24 protein-coding genes are annotated in these 24489 nt (G+C 61.4%); 20 read left to right on the forward strand and 4 right to left on the reverse strand.

Going from position 1 to position 24489, the window contains the following annotated elements; all coding sequences use genetic code 11:
- Window positions 1–219 precede the first annotated feature (219 nt).
- The 12 genes from AB3347_RS17945 (at window position 220) to AB3347_RS18000 (ending at window position 12650) form a co-directional block, all read left to right on the forward strand.
- Complete coding sequence (locus AB3347_RS17945) at window positions 220–1530, forward strand: hypothetical protein (protein WP_169728124.1); 1311 nt, start codon at window positions 220–222, stop codon at window positions 1528–1530.
- The gene (locus AB3347_RS17950) at window positions 1530–2768 is read left to right on the forward strand and encodes a hypothetical protein (RefSeq protein WP_369093131.1); all 1239 of its coding nucleotides are present in this window, start codon (window positions 1530–1532) and stop codon (window positions 2766–2768) included. The genes AB3347_RS17945 and AB3347_RS17950 overlap by 1 nt, the downstream gene beginning before the upstream one ends.
- The gene (locus AB3347_RS17955) at window positions 2758–3300 is read left to right on the forward strand and encodes a hypothetical protein (protein ID WP_369093132.1); all 543 of its coding nucleotides are present in this window, start codon (window positions 2758–2760) and stop codon (window positions 3298–3300) included. Before AB3347_RS17950 ends, AB3347_RS17955 begins: the two co-directional genes overlap by 11 nt.
- 5 nt (window positions 3301–3305) lie before the next feature.
- A complete protein-coding gene (locus AB3347_RS17960) occupies window positions 3306–4943 on the forward strand; it encodes an ATPase, T2SS/T4P/T4SS family (RefSeq protein ID WP_369093133.1) in 1638 nt (545 codons plus the stop codon).
- The gene (locus tag AB3347_RS17965) at window positions 4943–5998 is read left to right on the forward strand and encodes a hypothetical protein (protein ID WP_369093134.1); all 1056 of its coding nucleotides are present in this window, start codon (window positions 4943–4945) and stop codon (window positions 5996–5998) included. Before AB3347_RS17960 ends, AB3347_RS17965 begins: the two co-directional genes overlap by 1 nt.
- 36 nt (window positions 5999–6034) lie before the next feature.
- Window positions 6035–6628 carry a type 4 pilus major pilin gene (locus tag AB3347_RS17970; protein WP_369093135.1) on the forward strand — a complete coding sequence of 198 codons (594 nt, stop codon included), beginning with the start codon at window positions 6035–6037 and terminating at the stop codon, window positions 6626–6628.
- A 49-nt stretch (window positions 6629–6677) separates the two neighbouring features.
- Complete coding sequence (locus AB3347_RS17975; RefSeq protein WP_156923732.1) at window positions 6678–7202, forward strand: hypothetical protein; 525 nt, start codon at window positions 6678–6680, stop codon at window positions 7200–7202.
- A 1-nt stretch (window position 7203) separates the two neighbouring features.
- On the forward strand, window positions 7204–7779 hold the full coding sequence (locus tag AB3347_RS17980) for a hypothetical protein (RefSeq protein WP_369093136.1): 576 nt from the start codon (window positions 7204–7206) through the stop codon (window positions 7777–7779).
- Between the two features lie 36 nt (window positions 7780–7815).
- Entirely contained in the window at window positions 7816–9288 is a 1473-nt protein-coding gene (locus tag AB3347_RS17985) for a hypothetical protein (protein ID WP_369093137.1), read from the forward strand.
- A gap of 263 nt (window positions 9289–9551) precedes the next feature.
- Window positions 9552–11243: a DUF4214 domain-containing protein gene (locus AB3347_RS17990; RefSeq protein ID WP_369093138.1), complete on the forward strand. Its 1692-nt coding sequence runs from the start codon at window positions 9552–9554 to the stop codon at window positions 11241–11243.
- 137 nt (window positions 11244–11380) lie between these two features.
- On the forward strand, window positions 11381–11863 hold the full coding sequence (locus tag AB3347_RS17995; protein WP_369093139.1) for a lytic transglycosylase domain-containing protein: 483 nt from the start codon (window positions 11381–11383) through the stop codon (window positions 11861–11863).
- A 25-nt stretch (window positions 11864–11888) separates the two neighbouring features.
- Window positions 11889–12650, forward strand: coding sequence for a hypothetical protein (locus AB3347_RS18000; protein WP_369093140.1), 762 nt, complete (start codon window positions 11889–11891; stop codon window positions 12648–12650).
- A gap of 40 nt (window positions 12651–12690) precedes the next feature.
- On the opposite strand, the gene AB3347_RS18005 is transcribed toward AB3347_RS18000, so the two are convergent.
- Entirely contained in the window at window positions 12691–13404 is a 714-nt protein-coding gene (locus tag AB3347_RS18005) for a hypothetical protein (RefSeq protein ID WP_369093141.1), read from the reverse strand.
- A gap of 190 nt (window positions 13405–13594) precedes the next feature.
- On the opposite strand from AB3347_RS18005, the gene AB3347_RS18010 reads away from it, so the two are divergent.
- Entirely contained in the window at window positions 13595–13909 is a 315-nt protein-coding gene (locus AB3347_RS18010) for a hypothetical protein (protein ID WP_369093142.1), read from the forward strand.
- Here the strand turns inward: AB3347_RS18010 and AB3347_RS18015 are convergent.
- From AB3347_RS18015 to AB3347_RS18025, 3 genes are read right to left on the reverse strand one after another with little or no spacing between them, the layout of a single operon-like run.
- Window positions 13878–14330 carry a hypothetical protein gene (locus AB3347_RS18015; RefSeq protein ID WP_369093143.1) on the reverse strand — a complete coding sequence of 151 codons (453 nt, stop codon included), beginning with the start codon at window positions 14328–14330 and terminating at the stop codon, window positions 13878–13880. The genes AB3347_RS18010 and AB3347_RS18015 overlap by 32 nt on opposite strands.
- Window positions 14327–14791, reverse strand: a complete 465-nt coding sequence (locus tag AB3347_RS18020; protein ID WP_369093144.1) for a hypothetical protein — start codon at window positions 14789–14791, stop codon at window positions 14327–14329. Before AB3347_RS18020 ends, AB3347_RS18015 begins: the two co-directional genes overlap by 4 nt.
- 3 nt (window positions 14792–14794) lie before the next feature.
- The gene (locus tag AB3347_RS18025) at window positions 14795–15400 is read right to left on the reverse strand and encodes a hypothetical protein (protein ID WP_036214662.1); all 606 of its coding nucleotides are present in this window, start codon (window positions 15398–15400) and stop codon (window positions 14795–14797) included.
- Between the two features lie 191 nt (window positions 15401–15591).
- Here AB3347_RS18025 and AB3347_RS18030 point away from each other — a divergent pair, with 191 nt between their 5' ends.
- The 7 genes from AB3347_RS18030 to AB3347_RS18060 are packed head-to-tail and all read left to right on the forward strand — an operon-like array spanning window position 15592 to window position 24484.
- Window positions 15592–16017: a hypothetical protein gene (locus AB3347_RS18030; protein WP_027866299.1), complete on the forward strand. Its 426-nt coding sequence runs from the start codon at window positions 15592–15594 to the stop codon at window positions 16015–16017.
- Window positions 16014–16562, forward strand: a complete 549-nt coding sequence (locus AB3347_RS18035; RefSeq protein ID WP_027866298.1) for a hypothetical protein — start codon at window positions 16014–16016, stop codon at window positions 16560–16562. Before AB3347_RS18030 ends, AB3347_RS18035 begins: the two co-directional genes overlap by 4 nt.
- Before the next feature lie 3 nt (window positions 16563–16565).
- On the forward strand, window positions 16566–17120 hold the full coding sequence (locus tag AB3347_RS18040) for a lytic transglycosylase domain-containing protein (protein ID WP_051306507.1): 555 nt from the start codon (window positions 16566–16568) through the stop codon (window positions 17118–17120).
- Window positions 17120–18487, forward strand: a complete 1368-nt coding sequence (locus AB3347_RS18045; protein WP_027866297.1) for a hypothetical protein — start codon at window positions 17120–17122, stop codon at window positions 18485–18487. Before AB3347_RS18040 ends, AB3347_RS18045 begins: the two co-directional genes overlap by 1 nt.
- A complete protein-coding gene (locus AB3347_RS18050) occupies window positions 18484–19557 on the forward strand; it encodes a hypothetical protein (RefSeq protein WP_027866296.1) in 1074 nt (357 codons plus the stop codon). Before AB3347_RS18045 ends, AB3347_RS18050 begins: the two co-directional genes overlap by 4 nt.
- Window positions 19554–20288 carry a hypothetical protein gene (locus tag AB3347_RS18055; RefSeq protein WP_027866295.1) on the forward strand — a complete coding sequence of 245 codons (735 nt, stop codon included), beginning with the start codon at window positions 19554–19556 and terminating at the stop codon, window positions 20286–20288. Before AB3347_RS18050 ends, AB3347_RS18055 begins: the two co-directional genes overlap by 4 nt.
- A complete protein-coding gene (locus tag AB3347_RS18060; RefSeq protein ID WP_051306506.1) occupies window positions 20285–24484 on the forward strand; it encodes an LAGLIDADG family homing endonuclease in 4200 nt (1399 codons plus the stop codon). The genes AB3347_RS18055 and AB3347_RS18060 overlap by 4 nt, the downstream gene beginning before the upstream one ends.
- The last annotated feature ends 5 nt before the right edge of the window (window positions 24485–24489 follow it).

Below are 24489 nucleotides of genomic sequence, written 5' to 3' on the forward strand. Positions count from 1 at the left end.
GTCTCTGCTGCGCATGCGGCTGCTGACCGTACCTATGCGCCAATCATTCTGCCGGCCCAGAAGGTGCCCTATCTTCCTCAGCAATCCGTTGCTCGTGGCTCCTTCAAAGCGGCACTGCCTCCAGTGTTGCGCTCAACCGCGCCGCAGCACCACGCATCGAACATGCACATGACGGTGCAAGACTTCGCTCGCTTGCTGACCGAGGAATATAGGCTGCCAGTGAAAGTCGAGACCGGCATTCAGCCAGGCGCCCCGGTGGCGCCTGCCGCGCCGGCCGCAGGCGGCCAGGGCGCTGCTGCTCAACCTGCAGCAGCCCAGGCATCGGCTTCCCCGCCGCCTGCAGAACCGCGCGTCGATCTCTCGACCCTGCCACCTATGCCGCTGCGCGAGCTGATCAGCACCGTCACCCGCCTGCTGGGTACCGACTGGGACTGGCAAGACGACACGCTCCTGATTCAGCCGACCTTCACCCGCACCTACGGCGTCTCGATCGCGCAGCACTCGACCAAGCGCAAGTCCGATATTGGCAAGAAAGGCAACTCGACTGCGGGCGTGTCGGGCGGCGCCGGCGGCGGCGTGTCGGGCAACTTCAGCAACGAGATCACCTCGAGCGCCGAGATCGACATGGATGGCTGGAAGGACCTCGAAGCCGCCCTCAAGCAGATCGCTGGCGACAAGAAGGTAGTCGTCGGTAAATCATTCAACTCGGTGACGGTCGACTGCTCGAAGGCCTGCCACCGTACTGTGAAGCAGTTCGTCGACAACATCAACCATATCTCGACCGCACAGGTCCTGTTCAAGGTCCAGGAGATCACTGTCGCATCGAGCAATACCGGCGAGTCGGGCGTCGACTGGGATATGGTGTACCGCACCGTGCTCGACAGCCGGAAGTTCCGCTTCCAGATCGCCACGCCGGCATCACTCGTCGGCAGCGCGGCCGGCATGGTGCAGAACATTCTTCTGCCGCTCGATGGCGTCACACCGAAGAACTGGGACGGTAGCAACGTGCTCTATCGCGCGATCTCGACCGCAAGCAAGTTCGTGGACGTCAAGCCTTACATGGCAGTCGTGGCGAACAACGAGAACGTGACCCTGACCAGTATCGAGCAGCAAAGCTATACCCAGTCCTACACGGTCGTCCCTTCGACCGTCCTTGGCGGCGCACCGGCCTACGTGGGCAACCCAGGCTACGCGACCTTCGGCCAGATCCTGTCGGTTCGCCCGACGATCATGCCTGACGGGAGCATCCGCGTCTCGTTCGCACTGGACGACACTAGCGGCAAGATTAATAAGGGCGTGGGCGAGGGTGTCATCGACGCCGTGCTGACCAATGGCGCGAACGTGAATACGACCATGATCGTCAAGCCAGGCTCCACCATGATCCTGTCGGCGATGAAGCGCTCGACCAAGCGTACGAACAACCAGGGCCTGCTCGAAGGTCAGCGCCTGGGCTCAGAGGTCGCCAGCGAAGACACGACGGAAACCGTCATCCTGGTGACCCCGTACATCGCTAACGTCGGAGCACATTGATGGTTGTCGTCGCTAGGAAGCTGGCATTCGGCATGGAGTGGTGCACTTCCACAAGTGACACTCGCGACGAGATGGCGAACGAGGCCAAGCGCCTCAAGGCCAACGTCTATACCGAGGTCATCGGTGAAGTCGGCCGCATGTACGGTTTCGCCGAAGTGAAGAAGTGGCGCAAGGTCCGCTCGGCCGCCGCTGCGGTTGCCGACTCGCTGTCGGACGGCGGCATCTTCATCCACCGGATCAATGACGACGACCAGCACTGCCTGATTGCGATCGACATCGAGCGCCGCATGCCAGTTCTCGGCATGGACCGGGTCGGCACGCGCAACGAAGTGATCTCGGCGGCGCTGGCCTTCATCAAAAAGCAACCAGAATATGCGAGCAAGGTATTCGGTGATCTGCACGTGGAGGAGATCAAGGGCGCGCAGGCGCTGACCCTGGATCGCATCGCTGCAGATGCTGTCATCTCGGCCGAGCTGAAGCCAGTACGGCAGACGGACAGCAGGATCGTCCTGGGCCTCATGTGTGTGGTGGCCGCGACTGCCGTTCTGTTCTCCGACGACATCAGCGAGATGATGGCGCCGGCACCTGCCGCACCTGTTGTGCCGCCGGCGGAGCTGTACAGGAATCAGGTCGCTGCGGCCGTGACCGAGATATCGACGGCGAACCAGTTCCCATCGAGCGTCATGGGCGGCTTCATTCCGTTCCTGGCATCGGTACCTGGTCAGGCAGCCGGTTGGCACATCGAGAGTCTGAAGTGTGTGTCTACCGACTGCACGGCCGTCTGGAAGCGCCAGACTGGTGCGACGTCCGAAGGCTTCCTGCGCGCCCTGAACGTGCCAGCCAACGACCCATCCGTCACCTTCTACGACGTCGACTACGCGAAACGAACGCTCTCTTTCGAAAAGGTCGGTGAGGGCAAAAAGCTGATCTTGGCACCGAACTCGACTTTCTCCGAGATCGTCGGCTCCTGGCTGCAGTCACTCTCGGATCGCCAGCTTGAACGCCCGACCCTGGACGCGCTCAAGCCCCTCGTGCCCGAGAACGGAGTCCAGGTCGCACCTGGGGAACGCCCTCAGTTCGCCACGTACCAGTTCACTGTGCCGTTCCAAGAGACCGACCTGAAGGCGGTGGCCAACCTGCCAGACATGATGACGATCGAGCAGATCGAACTGTCGCGCGGCGCCAGCGTTGAATCGAAACCTTATATCAAATTTATCGGCAAATACTATGCGCTTTAACGCTATCGTCCTCGCGCTTGGTCTAGTGGCGGCAACGACCACCACCTTCGCTCAGACCACCTCGAACATGCCAGCAGGCGCCACCCCGGCCGCTCCGCCCGTCGCCCAACGCGCCGCGGCTGCGGCCCCGGCTCCTGCCGCACCAGGCGTGGTCAGCTTGTCGGACATGGCTCGCGAAACCCCGCCGGTACCGGCGGCATCCATTTCGACGACGTCAGCACCCGAAGTCCCCGCGATCACGAGCGTTGACGGCACCGGCGCGAGTATCAATGCTGCTCGCGACCGTATGCGTTCGGCAGGTCGTGAGGCGAGCAAGGCTCCCACCATTTCGCTCACCCGCATCTCGCGCTCGGGCGACGACGTGTCTGCCGTCCTGTGGGTCCAGGGGATGCAGCGGAGGGTGCGAACTGGCGACCCGGTGCTGACTTATATCGTCGGCGAGATTCGCCAGGACGGCGTCTGTGTGTATCCAGCGAAGGGCAAGGTCAAGGACCACTGCAAGAACATGCTCACCTTCATCAAGGGGATCTGAGCCAGATGGCCAATATCATCACCAGCTTCCTTGGGCGGATGTCGAAGGCACGCGAGGCCAATGCCGAGGCGTCGCGTGACTACCCATATCTGCTGACTGGCCAGGGTAAAGGCGCGACGATTGTTCTGCGTCCGGATCTTCTCGCCAATATTGTCGCGCTGGCCGAAGCGCCGAAGATGGCTAGCATCTTGGTGACGGACAGCTTCAAAAACAGCCCGGAGCTCGGGACCGTGCGAGCCCGCCTGGAGCGTGATGGCTGGACCGTCGAGACCAACACGGCGCCGGCGACCGAGATCCGCAGCCGCTATGGCAAAAGTACCGACGCTGGCGCGAAGGACGAGAAGCGCGTCGAGTCCGAGAACACGGCGCTGTTCGACCACCTCCTGCACAACGCGATCAAGGCGCGCGCCGACGAGATCCATTACCACGTGCGGGAGAAAACCTGTGGGATTACCCACCTGATCGACGGGCGCATCTATCAGGCCGACTCGGTGAAGGCCCAGATCGGTATCGAGCTGTTGTCGAACGCGTTTACCAACCTGGCGGACCAGGACTCGTACGAGCATTTGAACAACGAATTCGCGCACGCTTCGCGCGATCAAAGCTGCACGATCATGCGCACCATCGACGGCGGGCGTTACCGGTTGCGCTATGCATCGGTACCAGAGGCCGATGGCGGCTTCGACGTCACCATGCGTATTCTGCCTCAGGCATCGAAAGGCCAGGTTCCGTCGCTCGAGAAGCTGGGCTTTACGCCTTCGTTTATCCGCATGATCCGCGCGGCCACGGAACGACGCCGCGGCGCCATCTATGTTTGCGGCCCTGTCGGTGGCGGCAAGACGACGCTGCTGTACGCGCTGCTGTATCGCGCGAAGGAGCAGCGCGACCGCTACGTCGTGACTGTCGAAGATCCACCTGAGTATGAGCAGTACGGGATAACCCGTATTCCGGTCGAAAAGATCGGCTACGAGAACCTCGAGAAAAAGCTGCTGCGTATGGGCGTGCACTGGGCCATGGTGGGTGAGGTGCGTGAGAAGAAGATGGGTCGCATGGTCAAGGTGCTCAGTTCCACTGGCCAGAAGGTGCTGACCACGACACACGTGCTGTCCGTGAACCAGATCATCGACCGCCTGACTGGCGAAGAGATCGGCATTCCTCCCCAGAGCCTGTGCGACACCAACATGATCGCTGGTCTGGCCTATACCTGCCTGGTACCGAAGCTGTGCCCACATTGCTCTGTGCCGGCGGCCACGCCTGGTGCACTCTCCGAGCGCGTCGTCGAGCAGCTGCAGCGCCTGGAAATTCCACTGGAGTCGGTCCGCACGGCGAACAACAATGGCTGCTCGCACTGCAAAGGTGGACGCCTGGGCCGCCAGCCGGTGGTCGAGCTGGTGATCCCGGACGAGGAATACATGCGCCTCATGCGCGCCGGCCTCGACGGCGACGCCAAAGAGTATTGGCTTGGCAGCTGCATTTCCCATGTAACCGACGAAGACGTTACCGGCAAGCCGATGATGGCCACGGCGCTGTACTGGGTTTCGCAGGGCACGATGGACGTGGCCGACCTGGAGCGCGAGATCGACACGCTGGAAAGCTACACGCCTCGCGTCACGCGCGCGACTTTGCAAGAGCGGGGCGTGTGATGAAGTCGATTTCCCTTCTCTTGGCAACGCGCACGTTCCGTGCTCGCAGGGCCGCGATTTATCAAAAAATGGCTTTCGGCCTGCGCCGGGGCGGTACGCCGTCGGGCGAGCTCAAAGCCATGTACGCGAACTCCGTGCGCCGCAAGAGCAGTCTGGCGCCGGTCTATGGCCACTGGTACGAAAGCCTGCGTGGCCACGCGGCCGGCCGACTGGCGCGCGCGATGCAGGGCACCATCCCGGATACGGAATATGGTTTGCTGCGCATTGCCGAAGACAACCAGGCGCTCGCACATGGCTTCGAGTTTTTGGCGGTGTCGGTCATGCGTGTGAACGAGATGCGTCGTTCGTTCATCGACGCCATCCGTTCGGTGGCCATCCCTGTGACGATCCTGGCCGGACTGATCATCGGTATCGACATGTACTTCTTCCCTCTAGTGGAAGACACGCTGCCGCGCCGCGAGTGGCCGGTCATCACGCGTCTGGTCGCTGTGGTGGCAGAGCAGATGGGCAACATTTTGACCGGCCTGGTCCTTGCGATGCCCGTGCTGATCGCTGCCTGGACCTGGTCGCTGTCGCGCCTGACCGGCCCGGCGCGCAAAGCGTTGGAGCGGCTGCCGTTGCTCTATACCAAATATCGCGATTTCCAGTGCGTGATCTTCCAGGTCAACCTGGCGTTCCTACGCGAGGCGAACGTCTCGCCGCGAGCTGCGCTCGAGAAAATCGAGAGCATCTCCACGCCGTATATGCGTTCGCACGTGCGGGCGATGCTCGGCATGCTCAACAAGGAAGCGTCGAATTTCGGTGATGTCCTGGTCTCGACTGGCCTGTTCAAGCCAGACCTGGCCGACCTGATCAGTGACTACGCGCGCTGGTCTGATTGGCAAACGCAGATGAGGTCGATCGCTGAGACCTCGATGGACATCGTCACCGGCGAGGTGAAGCGGTTTGGCCCACTGGTTCAGCAAGTGCTTCAGGTGGTAATTGGCCTAATCATTTTCATCATTATGGCCGCCTCGGCTGCCGCAATGATCAAGACGATGGGCAAGGGTATTTAAGCAGTTCTTTTCTAACAAAACGAGGAAACACAAAACATGAAACAAGCAATCGCCACCAGCACCAATGCAGCTCGCCGTCAGCGGGCCTTCACCCGCGTCAACCAGATCAAGCAGGCCGGCGTCACGCTCACGGAGATGCTCGTCTCGGTCGTGGTCATGGTTGCGGTAGTCGGCTTCGTCTACTTTATGAAATCCCAGGTCTATGGCCCGCTTCTGGGCTGGATGGAGGCGTCGACCGTCTCGACGCACATCAGTAAGATCGAGAACGTGTATGCCGGCGCGGCCAATTACACCGGCCTGACCACGGCAAGTATGGCTACCCCTTCCATCGTGCAGAACAAATATCTGCCAGGCGGCGGCGTGATCAACAACCGATTCAACGGCACTGTCACCCTGGGCATCGTCACCATCAACTCGCCGAACGACGCGCTGACCTATACCGACGGCAATGTTCGCAGCGACTCTTGCACGACCCTGGTCAACCAGCTGTCCGATGACGCTGATCGAATCACCGTGGCCGGTACCATCGTCAAGCCGCTGAACGGCGTCGTCAACCCTGGCACGCTGAAGACCCAGTGCGACAGCGCGAACAACGTGTCGATCATGTTCGAGCGGATGAAACGAGCCTAAGACGATGATGCGGCAAAGGCAGTCTGGTGGCTCGTTGATCGAGACGTTGGTGGCAGTCACCCTCGGGATCGCGTTTATGAGCGGGACCATGTTTTCGTTCAACCACTATCGCCTGATGAACAAGGCGGCGCGCGAGGGGGAGATCCTCGCCGAGGCCGCCTTGGCCCTTGACGCCTATTTGAAGATGCACGGCCTGTCGATCGTGAAGAATGGGAATGCACCAGGCTTTCCCCTTCCGCTACAGCCGACTGCCGAGCAGCTCAAGGCCGCAGATTTCCTGCCCCGATACACGCCACTGAGGACGCCTTTCGATGGCAGCCTGCAGTTCACGATCCGTAAAGGCGCGCGCAACGATCTGTTTGGCCTGGTGTGCGACACCCAAGCGATCACGCATGCTGGCGATCCCTCGCCACAGCTCGCGGGCGCGGTCGTCATGGCGGCCGGCGGCGCCGGGCTGCGCACCAGCATCGCGACTCCAGGCGTGCTCAATGGCCCGGCCCACACCGGCGTCGCAAGTCCGATTGTCGGCCCGTCAATAGTGTGCGCCTGGGCTTATCTTGCGAGTCCGATCTGACATGCGTTTTCGAAATCTACGCCGTGAAAAAGGCGATGCGCTCGTCGCGGCGATCATCGCGGCTTTCCTCTTCCATGTCGCTGCGTATGCCGCGATGGATTGGGCGCGAACTGTTCGTGAGAGCCGTTATTACGCGGCCGAGGCCATGGGATTGCTTCACATGCAGCGCGCGCTGACGCAGTACGCGATGGCCAACAAAGCGGCGTTCCGGCGTGGTGACGAGATCATGTACGTGAACAACCAGCTCGCGCCGACTCTCGACGAACTGCGTTCGCTTGGCTTCCTCAGCGCCGGTGGCCCCGAGGTCACAGCGCCCTGGGGGAAGACGTTCGCCACGACCTTGACCGTCAAGCCCACTGGAGCGATCGAGGGGGCCGTGTATTTGACGGGCAGCATCGTGGACAAGTTGGGCAATCCAGATCGTGAGCGCGCCTGCGGCATCGCGAAAGCGCTGGGCCGCATCGGTATATGCGCGCCGCCAACAAACCCAGCCGTGCTGGGGAATTTGTACACCCAGATCCCGAATCCGAGCAGCGCTCCCGGTGCAGTTGGCGCGCTAGTCTCGGTCGCCCCGTAGCAGCACCTAAGTGTTTACAACAACAACAGGAATCGTATGAAAGAAGACAGCAATCGTTTGAACTTCGCGAGCCGGCGCCGCCATGAGGGAGGCTGGAACATGATGGCCACGCTTATCGGCGGCGCCGTGGTCAGTGTGTTGGCTATCGGCGGCTCGGTGCTCTACAACAACTACCAGAAAGACCTGGTCGCGCAGGGGCGGGGCAAGCAGATCGGGTCCGGGCTGGACCAGCTGGATGCGTATGCGCGGAAGTATCAGACTGCGCTAACGTCGGGTTCCAGCGTGGCAGGCGTCGCGAATCCTTTGGCACCGACGATCGCCGAGCTGCGGACGCTTGGCTTTGCGGCCGCGTCGTTTGACGACTCATCCCAGCCTGGCGGGAAGCTGCTCTTCGAGATCAGGAAGGAGCCGACAGGGTGCGCCGCGGCGAAATGCGTTCTGCATTTGACGGCGGTGACCAGCGGTAGTGTGAAGTCGGCTGGGGAGGTCGATCAAGAGCTGGCAGGTCTGATCGCCGGATATGTCCCGAATGGGGCCGGCTGGACAAATGCTCTGAACGACCCTCTGAATCTTGTCAAGAAGGGCGTCACGCTGCCGAACCCGCGCGGCAGTGTTCCAGCAGTCGTCGCTGCAAAAGCATGGCTCGGGAACAGCCAGGCGAGCCAAACGGTACCTCCACCTTCATATTCGTATCGCAATACTAGCTGTACTGGCGGCAAAGTTGGCCATAGAGAGCAGGAGCGCGTGACCACCACCGACAAATGGGGTAACACCACAACCAGTTCGTGGGTAACGGTCGGTAATTACTGCACGACGCCGCCGCCAGACCCGCCGCCAGCACCAACACCGGCGCCGGAGCCATCCAGGCCAGCAGACGCCATTTGCTGGGTCGATACGTGGCCGAATACCTACACCTGCCCAGCTGGTACCGTGGGTAGTCACTACTCGACGACGTATCGCACCTGCCCTGGTGGTCCGTACGCTCCTGACTATACGTATGAAGGTCCGCACACCATCGACTGTCACGCTCCTGGCGCGTCGACGCCTGCGCCGACACCTGCTCCCGATCCGAAGCCTGATCCGACGCCTGCGCCTGTTGTGACCTGCACCGAAGCTAGCTGGCCGAACACCTACACCTGCCCAGCAGGCACCTCGGGCAGCTGGTACTCGACGTCCTATCAGACGTGCCCGAGCGGTGCGTATGGCGCCCCTTACTCGTATGAAGGACAGCAGACAAATACTTGCAAGGCGGACCCTCCGCAGCTGCCCGATCCGATCAAACCGCAGATCCCGATCGACGATCCGGTGGTCTGCACTGTGGAGATTGTTGAAGATTCCTGGACATGTAATAAAGGGTCGGGTCAGACTCGAGTCCAGGCAAGTCACTACAATGTCTGTAGCAAAGGGGGCCGCGAAGTTTCCCGGACACCGACAGGCAATAAGCTACTGATCGGCATAGCTTACTGCGACCGTATGACGGGCGAACTTCTCGACTTCGAATACTACTGATCCCATCATGTTCCGGCGAACTTCTCTTACCCGAGCAGTTCGCCGTCATCTCGATGACCAAGTGATTCACGTTCACTGGTCTTTCCAAAAGCAGTGTTCAGGTGGTTACATGTGAACACTTTCCTGTTGGCAACTGTGTCTTGTATAGTTATCATGTAATCACGTTGAGCGTGATGTTGCATGAATCCAGTGCCTCGTCGGTTCGCTTACAAGACTGTCCTGAAGAGTGTTTGGCGCCGGACAGGCGCTTAGGAGATGGAAGCATGCAAATGAAACAAAAACTGAACGCGGCGCTCGCCATGGTGGTATCGGCCGGCCTTGCAGGCTGCGGCGGGCAGGCGGAAGTTGAGGAAGCGCGAATGGCGTCCGTGTCCGCAAGGACGATGGCAGCACCGCACAACTCTATCGGTGATCAGGTCCGCGGCCCTACTTTGCTTGACGCTCCAGTCGTGACGCGCCCGGTGAAGCAGCAAGGTATGTCCGTCGGCTCGATGAGCAATCAATCCGCGCAGGTAGTCGGCGGTGTAGAGGGCGTCGCTGCGATTGACACCACAAACCGCGAGGCCGTGCGCAAGCTCTTTGCCCAAGTCTACATGAAGCCGCCGGTGCCGATGGGATGGACGGGCAGCCATGAGCCAGGAGCCGCAGGTTCGATCAGTCGTGAGTATCAGCTCTCGACCATCGAGCGTATCAACTGGTATCGCGCAATGGCAGGCCTTCCGGCAGCGGTCCCGCTTTCAAGCGTCAACAGCGTCAAGGCCCAGCAAGCGGCATTCGTGATGAGCCAGAATGGAGCTCTGAGTCACTCCCCGACGGCGGACTGGGCATTTTATACGCTTGTCGCCGCCGAGGCTGCGGCGGCTTCCAATATGGCGCTTGGCTATAACGGTCCAGATGCTATCGACACGTACATGAAAGATCCTGGCGACGGCAATTATGGTGTCGGTCATCGTCGCTTCCTGCTCAATCCTGCCATGAAAAGCTTCGGGGTAGGCGACGTCCCCGGCGGGACTGTGGACGGCAAAAGCCTTTGGGCAGGAAATGCAGTTTGGGTTCTTGACGCCGACTTCTGGGGACCTCGGCCGCACGTCCGTGATGGTTTCGTTGCGTGGCCCGCCCGTGGTTACGTGCCCTATCAGACCGTCTTCTCGCGGTGGTCGTTTGCACACCCGAATGCGAACTTCACCAACGCCGTTGTGAGCGTCGCCCTCAACGGCACTGCTCTCAATTTGCGGATGGAGCGCCTCGATAATGGTGACGGTCTTGAGGATGCAATTGTGTGGCAAATGCCAGCGATCGATGAGCGCGGCGAGCATCCCCAACCTGACGCCGACATGCGCTACCAAGTCACGATCTCGAACGTCGTGATCAATCATCAGCCTCGCAGCTTCACCTACGAGGTCGTGGTCTTCGACGCCGGTCCGGTCCTGCGCGGTGTGCACTCGGACTATATGGTCTCCTACAACAACAACGTGCTGACCCTGTCCGACAGGACTGGACGCGATGGAGTGCAGACCGTCAAGAACCCTACCCGAGTCGATTTCACGGATGCCTCGCTGGCTTTCGACATCGAGGGCAACGCCGGCAAAGCATATCGACTCTACCGCGCAGCGTTCGATCGCCGGCCGGACGTGAAAGGCCTGGGCTTCTGGATCGGCGTGATGGATCAAGGCATGACGATCCATTCCGTGGCGCGTGAGTTTGCTCAGTCGGCCGAGTTCGCCACGCTCTACGGCCGTGCGCCGACCCATGAGCAGATCCTGCGGGCGCTGTATCGCAACGTGCTGCACCGTGAGCCGGATGAAGCTGGCAAGGCTTACTGGGCACGTGTTCTGGCCTCTGGCGGCACGCTGGAGCAGCTGCTGGTCGAGTTTAGTGAGAGCGCCGAGAACAAAGGGCAGGTAGCAGGGGAAGTCCACTCGGGCATCCTGTACGAGCAATACGGTTCTAAGTGACCTCGCAATATCCAGCAGCTGGGCGGCGCGCCCAGCCGAGCAGATAGCCAAGGGCCGGCCGCGGCGGTTTCGGAGAAGATCCCGACACGGCCCCGGCCGGCGAAATCTTTTTGTAACGAGGGTAAGGTAAGTATTGTATGGACCTCCCAGCACTGATCCAACAGTGCACGCCAGCGCACGTTTCGCAGCAGACGATGCAGGCGGTCATGCGCGTAGAGAGCAGCTTCAACCCGTATGCGATCGGCTACAAGATCGTTCGACGAAGCGATCGCCGCGTGTTCAAGCTCGATGCGCAGCCACGTAGCCGCGCTCAAGCGATCGCCTGGGCCAAGTGGTTCTTGGAGAACGATTTTGTGTTCGACGCAGGTCCGGTCCAGGTCAACTCAAGCAACTTCCGTCGATATGGCCTGACCGCCGAGACCGTCTTCGACCCGTGCAATAACATCCGCGTCGGCGGGCTCATTCTCTCCGACTGCTATACCCGCGCGCTGCCGAAGTATCGCGCTCCCCAGGTGGCGCTGCGCGCCGCGCTGTCGTGCTACCAGTCGGGGAATTTCTCGACCGGCTTCCGCACTGGCTACGTGCAGAAGGTTGTGTCCGCAGCGAGGCCTGCCGGCTAAACATTCCCTCTCAGGCTATTCCACCATGGCAGGCTCGCCGCGAGACCAAGCTCGGGGCCGTAAATCCTTGCTCCTTGATCACAAGAACTCCAATCAGAGGTTTTTTCGCAACTTTGCAGACATGAAGATACCTAGCCCAAACCCGAAATATCGCCGTGGCGTGAGATTCGCCGCTAAAAGTCTCCTGGTCGTTTCTGCGCTGGTCGCCCTCGACCTATGTCGACCAGTGGCGAGCGACTACGAGCTGCGTGAAGCCCTTGTGGCGAAGGCCCATGTGAGTGATGCTAAGGCCGATTTCGCTCGCGAAGACAAGTGCGGGACGATGCCAGGCAATGACGACACAAGTTCTGCAGCTTGGCGATCCTGTACCTTGGATAATTTTGCGGCGGCCAAAACCGTCCCTGGGGCGTTCTACCAGGCTTCGCGCGCCCACATGTGGCTTCAGCGCCATCCACATGATGACGCAATGCGTGCGCACGCCCAGAAAGCGATCGATGCAGGTTGGGATGCCTACAGCAACAACGAGGCGCTGTACGCTCTGCACGACCAGTTCGAGGAAGCGTTGAACCGTTCGATGACGGTGGCCTTGTTCGGCGGGAAGTATCCGTCGACGCGAGAAATTGACGAGCGTCTACTTGAGGATATTGAAATGGCGATCGCAGCGGCTGCATTGTTCGAAACGCGCGGCCGGCGGAGGGCCGCGAATGCGCTGGCTCGCAACGCCGCGGAAGTTGAATCGACCGACCGGTCGAAAGGTGTTGAGCGCAACGAAGGCGGCGCGGGTTGAGAGAATAGGGCGCGCTTCTGTCTGGCTCGCCCGATTGCTTTTATAGGCCCGGCGCCGGCGCCGGTTCCTCGAGCTCCTCCAGATTGGGATCTTGTTCCCAGCAGTCTGCAATACGCATGTTTCCCTCGTCCTGGGAGAGGATGACGAAGCCTGCTTCGCCCAGGTACTCCTCGATCCGCTCACCGAGCTTCATCCCGTCGTCATCCACGAAGCCCAGCTCGATCCGCGCCTGGGCCGCGTTGGCTCGCGCGCTTACCTCATTGACGAACGCTAATGCCTCGTGGGCAAGCATGCTGCTCGGTGCAATCACGTGCTTATCCCAGTTTGGCCCGTCCTGCGATGGCAGCAGCACGACCTGAGTGCGCCGATGGTCCTCCATCCCGTACCTGAGCACCGTCTGCGCGGCGTCTAGCTCAAAGGCCAACTCGTTTTCCGCTTTACCTTCAGCGACAGCGTCGGCAAGCACTTTGAGCACGGCCGCGTGTGAAACGCGCACCAGAAGGGCGCTTTTACCTGGGCCCCACGCGACGTCGTATGCGTCATCAGTGGCGGTGTCATGCAGGTAGTAGTCGGCCACGCTGTGCTCACCGTCGAGATGGCCCATAGCGGCGGCCAGTTCAGCTTCTCGCAGATGATATTCCAGCTCGGCGCGAGCTGCGCCGAGTGTCGAGTGCGTGGACGGCGAGCCGTCCTGAGCGCCGGAATTTTCGCTACCGCCGTTAGCCAGGCGGACCATGATTGCAGTTCGGGACATGTCGTCTCCAGGAGTCGTCAAAGCGGGAATTATTGGCGACCTGGGTGCCCGTGGTTGCACCTAATCCTTGTTAGACGTTACGTCGCATTGTCATAATAGGTAGCAGGGGTGCTCTACGGACGATCTCGCCCGCGCACCATCCCGGCTCGCCGGCGGCGCGGCCGTGCGTAACGATATAGAAAATGAAGTGATGATCCAGAAACCATTTGCCGCCTACCGTCGCGTTATCGCCATTGAGATAGCGAACCTGCTTAGCTTACGTCGTTCGATGAAGCGCCTGCGCGGCGAATTGGCGGCGGGCTGCTCTCCTACGGAGATGCTGCGAACGCCACGCGGCGACATTTCGCGCCACATGCTGCTGCGCTATGCCGAGGTGTCGTTCGGGATCGGGGTGGGAAGGGTTTGCGCAGCCAGGCGCGTGCTGTTTCGACTGGCTGCAGGGGAGGGGCGAGGGAAGGACGGAGACGTGGGCGCTAATGCAAATGCGACCAGGTCCGTCGACTGACAATGTCCCGGAGGGTGCCCTCGCTGATGTTGAGCTCCTTGGCTTTTGCGGTCCACGGGGGAGTTTCTTTCCTGGCGCGCAGATCGGTGGCCCACTCGCGGATTGCGCGGACGTCATTCTCACCCAGCTGCGCGCGGCCGTGCTTCTCGCCGCGCCGGGCCTTCTTCGGGAAGGCCAGATGTTGATTCGCCTGGTCCTCGGGCTCTTCTACAGGGTTCGAGCCGCCGACCTTTTTGTGCGTGACCTTGTACCCGGAATCGCCGTCGAGCGTGTAGACGCGGGCATTGAGTTCGCTGTCGACGAAGTAGACCTGGACCGCGGCATCGCCAAATAGCTGCCCCCACATGCTTCGGAAGCGTTGTTCGTCCCTGGGCGGCGCGCCGCCGGCAATGTCTTGGGCGATCGCCTGTTCGTTGCTCATGGTGCCCCCGCCACCGTAGGCATGGCCGTCGCCTGGGCGCCGGGCGAGAGCAGCTCGCGGATTCCGTTCGCGGCCGACCGCTCACTCGTGCGCAGGCGCTGGCAAAAACGCGCCCATGCCTCGATCCCTTCTGGAGCAGCGGCGCCGAAAAGGCGCATGTGGTGGGCGATCTGGAAGAGGGCGAGCGCGGCGCCGCCGAAGGCTGCGCATTCGGTCCAGAACCTGGTGCTGGCGAGCACCTGGCGGCACTCCTCCTTGTACCGCTCGAGCACTTCCGAGAACGCGCCAAGAATTTCAGCGCGCATCGACGTTGATACCGCCGTTGTAATTGGCTGGGCCTGATCGGGCACTAGCCGGGCCAGCATGTTGCTGCCCACCCTGAAGAACTGGCAGGCGACGCGCTGCCGAACCCCGTCTATGAGGTAGTCGATGAAGCCGAAGCTGGAATTCTGGATAGTCATGGATCAGCTGGATATAGGTGCGGGAAACTCACAATCGAGCACCTGGTCTTCGTCTGAGGTCGGTGGGGGAAGTGCTGCGGCAGCATGCATTGCCTGGGCCAACCCCTCGAGCTCGGGGTCTTGCGTCACGCGATGCACCTGGGTGGCGATTTCGGAGGCAAACATCGGCGTTTTGGCTGCAAGTCGATCCGCGTCTCGCTTCAGCCCGGTCAGGGTATGTGCCAACCAGTCAGTGAGGGCGCTATCGCCCGGCACGAGGGTGGCGCCAGCCGACAGCGCGTCGACGTCGAACATGGCATCGCGCTGCCGGAACTGGCTCAGGAACGCCTTCGTGCTCATGTAGGCAGCGAGGTGGCCCGGCGATATTTCGGAAGTTACCCGTCCCGATCCGCCCAGCTGCAGGTCAACGAGCGTCAACAGCGCCGCCGGCGAAACCTGCTTTGACGTGTTGTTTTGTAGCGACTGCGCGGCGTATCTCAAGGCAGCGTCCTGCATGTACAGCAGGCATTCCCGGTCGAACCCTCGCGCGGCCATAGCTACGAGCGGGCGACACACCAGGTCGTCGCCAGCAGGGGCATTTAGCTTTGAAAAATGGAGGGCTGCGGTCATGGGAGAGGGGCGAAACGCCAAATTGCCATCGGGCAATTCTTGTATTCTGTCACGTATTATCGCTACAATGTAGCACAAATGTTGTTCCTAGAAAATATCGTGAGCCTTTCGGCAACGCCCTGACAGCCTCCTCAATGATCCCAAATTCCCTGCCAGCGGCAGCCGCAGGCCCAGTTCGGCCCGACCCCGTCATGAACGTGGTCAACTCCATGACAGAGGCTCACGTGCTGGCGCTGCTTGCGAGCCGCCAGTTCGAGGTGATCTATCAAGCACCATATCGAGGCACGGACGAAGAGGTCCATAACATCCTGAATTTTTGCGATGCCCTCGTGCAGTCCATCGCCGTGGCGAAGGTGAACGACAGGTTGAGTTTGGCCGTCAGTGTGATCGACGCCTGCCTGATCGATAACCTGCACGCGCAGGAGGTGCGCACGCTCATCAAGACGATCGTGAAGAAGGACATAGGCCTGTTGCACCACATGCCCTGCACGAAGGCGATGTTGGCCCGAGTGCTGCGTGCGGTGTCGCTGTCGAACCTGCTGGCGCCGGAGAAAATCCGGCGCATCGCTCAAGACGTCCAGCAATATCAGCGCCAGTTCGGCGGAGGTGACGAATGAAAATCCGCGAAACCGCGCGTAAATTCGGCAAGGGCGTGTTGTGGGCCGTCTTCCCGGTCCAGGCCTGGCGCAACTTGGTGAGCACCAAGGACTCGATCAAACGCATCGCCCACATGGCGCGCCGCGGGAGAACATTGCGGCCGGAAGACATGAACGAGGCCCAGCTCAAGAAGCACGAGGTGGAGCAGATCGGTCGCGAGATGGTGCTCGATCTCGAAGAGCACGAGCGATTCGAGTTCATGGCCGAGCAACTCAAGTTCTCCGACGCCGACATCGAGCAGAAGATGCGCGCGATGGTCAAGGCGCATGCTATCAGGCTTTGCCTGCTCATCTTTACGGTGATCATTACCATCGGCCTGACGTTCAAGTTCGGCCTTCGACCATTCGTCTACGGTAGCGCGGCCACCCTCTACCTGACGGCGAGCTGCATCAAAACGGTTTGCCTTTACACCCAGCTTCAGGAGCGCGCGCTGTGGAGCCTGCGCCAGCTGATCGCACGGCCCGGCATGTGGATCTGGCGTCGCGCCTTCTGGTTTCTGGACTGACCTATGGTGGTGATCGAGAACATGCCGCCGCCGCCGGCGCGGCCGGCCCTGGTCGCAGTCGCACCGGCCGGGGCTGGCCATCCAGATGTCCTGGCCGAGAGCTTCGCGTTGCGGGCGATAGCGAACATGGGCTCGCAGTACGAAGTCTCCGTCCCGGAGCGTATTCCTCCGCACTGTATCCATTCGAGCGCCGGCACGTACGAGCTCAATCCGCTCCTGATCCTGGCAATCCTCAAGGTCGAGAGCAATGGCCGCACCGGGATCGTGTCCAGGAATACCAACAACACAGACGACCTGGGGCCGTCGCAGTTCAACACCCAGAGCTGGGCGAAGGTCCTGATCGAGAAATACAAGATCCCCCGCGAGGCCCTGATCAACGACATGTGCCAGGCGGTTCGCGCGCTCGGTTTCGCGCTGCGCACTGAGATCAACGGCGCCGGCGGAAATCTCTGGAAGGGTGTCGGCAACTACCACTCGCGCACGCCCAAGCATCACAACAAGTACATCAACCTGGTGTACGGCGCATACAAACAGATGACCACGAAAGGCAAATTCTGATGGCACGCAGTTCACAAACGCCCAACGCCGACGTCTCAGGGATTTTCGTCATCCCGCTGCTGATCATCGCCCTGTTCGTTATCTGCTGGTTCGCCATGGGGAACGGGCTGTTCTACGGCTCCGCGAAGATGGCCTACTACATGCTCTGGCCGTTTGACATGTTCGACGCTGTGCACGCGTATCGGATGGAGATCATCCGTGACGTGGTGCAGCCGCCGTCGGCTGGCAAATTCTTCGAGTGGACCAGTAATGCATGGCGCGTGCCTTCGATCCTGCTGGCTTGCGTTGCGTTTCGCTTTGCCTGGACGGCAGGGAAGCACCCGATCAGTAGGGAAGCGGGTGGCCTACGCGGGCGACTGACGGTTGACGCCTTGCTGCGCCACCAGGCAACGATCCACTCGCCTATCGCGCCGATCGTGCCGATCGCAAAGAAGCTCTACAAGAATGAAGACCCGCGCTTTCACCCGCCGTGGCATCCGCATGAGGTGGTCGAGCAGTTCGGGCTGGCCACGGAAAATGGAGACCTGGACCTGGAGAAGGCGGAGCGCTACCTCCTGTCGCAGCTGGGAACGCGCGTCTACCGCCCTGGGATCGACCCTTCCGACATGATTTTCGCGGACCGCTTGAACGACTGGGAGAAAACGGTCTTTGCGCTGCTGGCGCCGGCGGCCGTGCATGGTAAGGAAGGCCTGCGCGAGTACCGCGAACTGCTCGACAAGCTGAACTACTCGGCCGTGAACGAGACCCAGACTCCGGACCTGCGCCTGGCCAACGAACAGTACCAGAAGTACCGCGCGCACCCGCTGCTGAACAATCTCTGGCGCTCGCACCATTTCTCGGTCACGTATCTCATGCAGGTGTACAAGCTGTGCAAGCGCGCCGGCAAGGTTACAACCGCCGAATTTGTGGGCTGGCTCCGCCCGAACGCCAATCCCCTGTATGCCGCGCTCAACAGCGTGGGGCGGCAACGCACGGCGTTTGCCGAGTGCGCCGGCGCGCATGAGCACTGGGAGCACGAGCAGAAGTGCCAGCGCCTCAACAGGATCCCGATCCTGCCTGTGGTCGTGGCCTCGCTCAAGAGCCTGCAGGACGAATACGACTTCTGGCGGTCGGCAAACCCAGGTGAGACCCCTGAGACCCTGTGGGGGCGCATGACGGAAGAGCAGTCGCGACTGGATGGAGAGCTGTTCCGCCAGCACGTGGTCGACCTGCTCAACCCTGGTAACAAAAATTCTCCGCCTCCAGGCGCCGAAACCGAGTTCGACGCAGCTGAAGCTGTGGCGCGCCGCGATTTCGAGAACGAGCAGATCACGAAACTGATGTCCGGCGCGAAGGGCGCTTTCCCGCAACAAGAGGAGCAGCAATGACCGACATGACCCAGCCGCTGGCAGACGCCCAAGGCTCGCAGTTGAGCGCAACAATGTCGGGGCATCCCGACACGCGTGGTAAGTACGCGGCATCCGTTTCATACCACGATGGCATGGTGGCGCTCACGCTGCGATACGTCGAACGCCCATGGTTGCCGCTGGGGCTGTTCGGCCGCGTAATCCAGACCAGGCTCGTGCACCTGGGCGGCGAGGGCGTGCGCGAAATGAGCATGGTCAACGACGCACAAGGCCTGGTCTGCACGGTGGCGCGGCCGGGAGGCGTCGAGCGCATCACATTGCTCGGGGTGGAGTGGCCCGGTGCACTGCGCGAAGCGGTGCGCAGCGAGCTCGATGCGTCCCTGCACCGCAAGCCGCGTGGCCTCTCGCTCCAATTCAACAGACGCACGACGGTGGTGGCGACCCTGCTGATTGGCTATGCCGCAATCGTCAATATCTCGGGACCGAACTCGGCTCCGGCCACGGCCCCTGTGGGTGTGTCGTCGCCCGCTGGCGCTGCAGAGCCGTTGACGACCGCGCCGGTGCTCTCGACCATAGAGGCGGACGGGATGTCGTCGGCCGCGGTAGCGCAGGCGGCTGTCGATCGTCAGGCAAGCCCCATGAGCGTCAAGGAAGCGCTGTCGAAAGCGTCGTCGATCGAGCTTCGCGCCCCGGGCGCCGGCGGCAAGGGCCTGATCATCTGGTCCGATCCGCTGTGTCCGAACTGCCGTGATTTCGACCAGAAGGTGCTGGCCAAGCTGCCGGCCACGGTCGGATTGGCTGTCATCCCGGTCTCGTTCAAGAATGGCTCGCGCCCGCTGGTGTCGTACGCGAGCTGCGCCAGCACCGCCCAAGAGCGCGCCGCGCGCTGGGCGAACCTGATGGCCGAGACGCCGAAAGACCTGGACCTCTCACAGCAGTGTGAGGCGGGGCCAGCAACGGCCGACGGCAATACCGTCTTGTTCGCGCGCGTCGGCCTGACGCAGACGCCGACCCTGATGAAGCCCGATGGGCAGATCTTCGACGGCGACCTGCGCTCGGCCGAAGCGATCGCGAGCTGGTTGGCCAAATGAGCACCGGTACCGTATTCAAAGCAGTGACCGGCTGGTTCGCCAGTCGGACAGCGCGCGCCATTCGTCCGACCTATCTTCCGGCGTTTTGCGCGCCCGAGGGACACAAGCTGGGCGACGAGCTGCAGCTGGCCTACCAGCACTCTGTCGTCCATGGCTACGGGGCGATGCGTGAGCTGATGCAGCAAAAGCCGAAGAAGGGCGCAAAGACACTTCGCACCGGCGAGATCACGCGCAACGTGACTTCCGTGGGCGAGCAGTTTGCCAAGGCTGCGGCCACGATGGACCCGGACGGCCTGGCCAGCGAGATCATTCGTCTGTTCTGTGTCGGGGTGCCGCAGATGAACAAGCTCGACAACCAGCGCCGCGTCGCCACGGTCTGGTCGGCGCTGCTGGCGCCGGCCGTCGTACTGCGCGAAAAGCGCGGGCGTGAGATTACCGTCGAGGACCTGGTCGATTTCGGCGCGCAGTGGATGCGCTCCGGGACGACCGATCTTGCCGTCGAAACCCACGAGTCGCCCGATACGCGCTTCGTGAGCGCGCACCCGGCCAGGGTCTACGAGCTGCTGACGGATGCCGCGAGCCAGCACGAAGTCGACCACATGCGCTTGATGTCGAGCGTGATCGAACCGGTCGTCAAGCCGGTGGGGGAGTATGTCGGCGCGCGCCAGGCCGCCGGCAGCGTGGTGGTCACGGTCGAAGATGAACAGCCAGAATGCGAGGCGCCCAAATGAAGCACGGTCGTTACACCACCATCGAAGGCGGCCAGGAGGTATCGGCCAAACGGGTCATTGTCGACGTCCGTACGAACGGCCAGTTGATGAAGGACTGGATTGTCTACCCGAGCAATTTCAGCAAGGTCATGGTCGGCCTGGGCCTGGTCTGCCTCGTGTTCCCCTTCGCTCTCCCGATCATGCTGTTCGTGTTCCTGGCATTCCTGGACGAGTATCAGAAGACTGCCCAGTATGCCCCCATGCGGTACCCAGCATGGTGCAAAGTTCCCGATCCGGGCCTTCTCCACCCTGGTACCGACAAGCCGATGCAACCGACCGGGATCATGTATTTCGGGTTGATCGACGCGCGCGACCCGTATGAGCGCGGCAAGCAGGTCTTCCTGTCCGCCGACGACCTGACGCGCCATATGCTTGTGCTTGGGACCACTGGTAGCGGCAAGGCGCAGCCGCTCGACGCAAAGGTGCATACACCGTCTGGATGGCGAACGATGGGCGATATCGCAGTTGGCGACCAGGTGACGACTCCTGCCGGGGGAAGCGCCGCCGTTGTAGCCGTGTTCCCGCAGGGCGAGCTGGACATCTACAGGGTGACATTCGCAGATGGCCGCACGACGGAAGCTTGTGGCGACCACCTGTGGGAAGTGCACCATAAACATTGGAACGGCAAGTACAAGCCTGGCGTTTCCCGCGCAGGGAAGGCCAAACCGAGAACGCTGACGACGAAGCAGGTGCAGGAGCTCCTGCAGCGCAACAAGGGTACCTTCTGTGTGCCGCTGAGCGAGCCGGTAGAGAAGCCGCGCCAGGAGCTACCGTTGCACCCTTACCTCCTGGGCCTGCTCATCGGCGACGGTAACATGAACAAGTATTTGCGCATCTCCAGTGCTGATCAGGACATCCTTGACGCATGTGCGGAACTGCTTCCTGCGGAAACCGAACTCGTCCAGTACGAATCGGATGGTCCTTACAGCTACTGGATCCGGTCCAAGCCAGAGCACTCATTCGTCGGCCGGCACCCTGACGGAAGCTACGCACGCAACCCTGTGAAGGCGATCCTAGATGGTCTCGCTTTAATGGGGACGACGAGCGAGACAAAATTTATCCCTGACATCTATCGGGAGGCCTCGATCGAGCAGCGCAAGGCTCTGTTACAGGGGCTGATGGATACGGATGGCTTTGCTAACAGAGACTGTGCGAACGCCTCTTATACTACTGTAAGCGCGATCTTGGCTAGGCAGGTGCAAGACCTTGTCCGCTCCCTGGGTGGCATCGCATCAGTGTCCACGAAAAGACCTACATACACACACAAAGGTGAGAAGCGAACCGGGCGACTTGCTTACACGGTCAATATCCGGCACCCGGAGCCTGCAAGTCTCTTCAGGCTCGGCCGTAAGGTGGACCGAGTTCAGTCCTATCAATACAGTGACACGCTCAAGCTCAAGATTACGCAGGTTGAAAAGATCGGTCGCAAGGTGGCCAAGTGCATCATGCTCGACGATCCACGCCACCTTTACATTACCGACGATTACGTAGTTACGCACAACTCTGAATTCCTGAAGGGCATGACCTTCAATGTATTGTGCTGGGCGAGCGGCTTCTTCGTGGCCGATGCGAAGGCCGACAACAAACTGCCGACGGACATGTATTCCCAGGTGCGCATGTTCGCGCGCGACTACGACTACCTGGTCGTGAACTACCTGCTTGGCGGCCTGTCGCCAACCCAGATCGCCAGTATCCGTGAGCGCCTATCCAACGGCCTGCAGCCGGCAACCGCCGCCGACGCGGATACCCTGGTGCAGATGACCTCGAACATCATGGTCAAGGCATCGGGCGACTCGAAGACATGGCAAGACCGCGGCCTGAACCTGTTCCGCGGTATTTGCCGTGCCCTGACGCACAAGCGCGACCTGGGCGAGCTGACGCTGTCGATCGAGACGATGCGCGAGTACCTGGCGCTGGACAAAATCGAGGAGCTCTACGTCGAGGGTTGGAAGCAGGCGAACGGCGGGGCCTGGCCAACGCCTTATCTTGGCGTGAAGTCCTATCTCGAGGTCGGCCTCCCTGGCTTCCAGATCCAGAACATGCTGCGCAAGCACGGCTGCCTGAAAGAGGAGGCCGAGGATGAAGCTGCGGCCCTGAACCAGGCATTCGGCCGGCCTCCGGCGCCGACGAAGAAGCCGCCGACCAACCAGACCAACGAAACCTTCAACCAGCACGGCTACCGTGCCGACCAGGTGTACCCGGCGCTGTCGCTGCTGATCGACACTTACGGCCACATCTTCAAGCGCAAGCATCCCGAAGTGGACATGCAGGACGTGGTCGTCAACAACCGCATCTGCATCTCGCTGATCCCGTCCCTGGAAAAGGGCGCGCAGGAGCAGGAGAGCCTGGGTAAGCTGAACCTGGCGCTGCTTCGCGTCATGATGGCGCGCGCGCTTGGCTCCTCGATCGAGGGCGACGTGCACCAGAACGTCGACGCGAAAATTACCGCGTCGGACACTCCATTCGCGCTGTTCCTCGACGAATTCGCGTACCAGTTCGCGGAAGGCATCGCGCTGACCGCCGCTCAAGCCCGCTCGCTGAACTTCTTCCTCTGCGCCTTGGCCCAGGACTTGGAAAAGCTCACGGAAGGCGACCGCGCGGCCGAAGCCGGCGCCATGATGGCGAACCAGGCGACCAAGTTCTTCATGAAGATCGTCGGTTCCGACAAGACGCACGAGCTGGCCCAGAAGACCCTGGGTGAAGCCGAGGTTGCCGTCGTTGCCGGTTTCGAGACCAATACCGAGTCGCTTTTCAGTGGCGTGCGGCGTGACATCAACTACAAGATGGAAAAGCGCCCACGCATCGGCCGGAAGGTGCTGGAGGAGCTCGCGTCGGGCTTTGCGACGTTCGCCTACCGCGAGCGGGCGCACGTGATGCGTACCTTTTACCCGTCCCCTGAAGTGCCCCGCGTGCGGTACCCGCGGATCAACCGTTTCCTGCAGATCCACGACCTCGGTGAGACCAGCATGCTCACCAGTACCGTCGAGCTGGCACCGAATGCGGACAAGTGGGTGATGGAAAAGATCCGGGGGCTGCTCGAGAGCGGCACGGCGCCGGCCTATCCGGAGCAGGTGACCAGCGACATCATCCAAAGCATCTCGAGTGCCGCGGCCACGATGAACCCCCACACTCCAGCTGTGGAGCGTGGCATCGTGCTGTACCAGGCCGGCATTCAGGCGTTACACAACGCGCGCGCCGGCGCGTCGCTGCTGGGCGCGGCGGGCAGTCAGCGCCCGCCAGTCAATACTGCACCACCAGCTGCTGTGGCGTCGGCCGTGACCGACCAGGCGGTAGCTCCGCCCGTGCCCGCAACTGTCGTGCCAGCATCAGCAGGATCGGCTGGGATGTTCGGAGGCGGCGCCACTGATCCAGCTGCCCAGGTCGCAGCCGAACTCGAGGCGGCAAGTTCATTTGCCGGGGACGAGTTCGACTCGGTGAGCCTGTCCGCCGAGCTTACGGCCGAACTGGCGGCCGAGTCGACGTCCGATAAAGCTGGCGAGGATGTGGCCAGTGAGGAATCGCTGATCGGCTTCGACCCGTTCGACGAAATAATGCGGATCTCGCCTCCAATCATCCGCCGGCCGAAAGAAGACGTGTTTGGCGACGAGATGGGTGTTTCGGCACCGGAGGAGGGCGAGCCGCCAGTAGTCTTGGCCCAGGGCGTGATCGACGGCGATCAGCTTGAGGACGACGTGCAGCTCGACGCTGGACTGGTCGACCTGGAGGACGACGTCCAGCTGGTGATGGATACCGACCCAGCGGACGAGGTTTTGGGCGAGGCCTCTGGCGCCATCGACCAGGCAATCATTGCAACCACGCCTTCTTCTGTGGCGGGTGATGCTTCTACACTTTCGACCGAGGGCTCCGAGCAAATGCGCGCGGGGCTGGAAGCACTATCTCGAACGAAGGTTGAGGCTGCCCTGATCGAACGTATGGGGCCGGAGGTGATTGGACTGAAGGACGCGACCAAGGACGAACTGGTCGGCCTGGAGGTGACCCTTGGATCGACCCCGGAGCAGGCCGCAGACGCGGCCCAGCGAACGGAGAAGGCCGTAGCGAAGGGTCTGTCGCTTCTCGACAATAACAAGACCCAGACGTCCTCAACCGACATCGAGATCCTATTTTCAGAATTGACCAATCTGGTCGATAACAATTAATGGAG

Origin of the sequence: Massilia sp. X63 (assembly GCF_041023745.1) — a bacterium.
Taxonomy (GTDB): domain Bacteria; phylum Pseudomonadota; class Gammaproteobacteria; order Burkholderiales; family Burkholderiaceae_D; genus Telluria.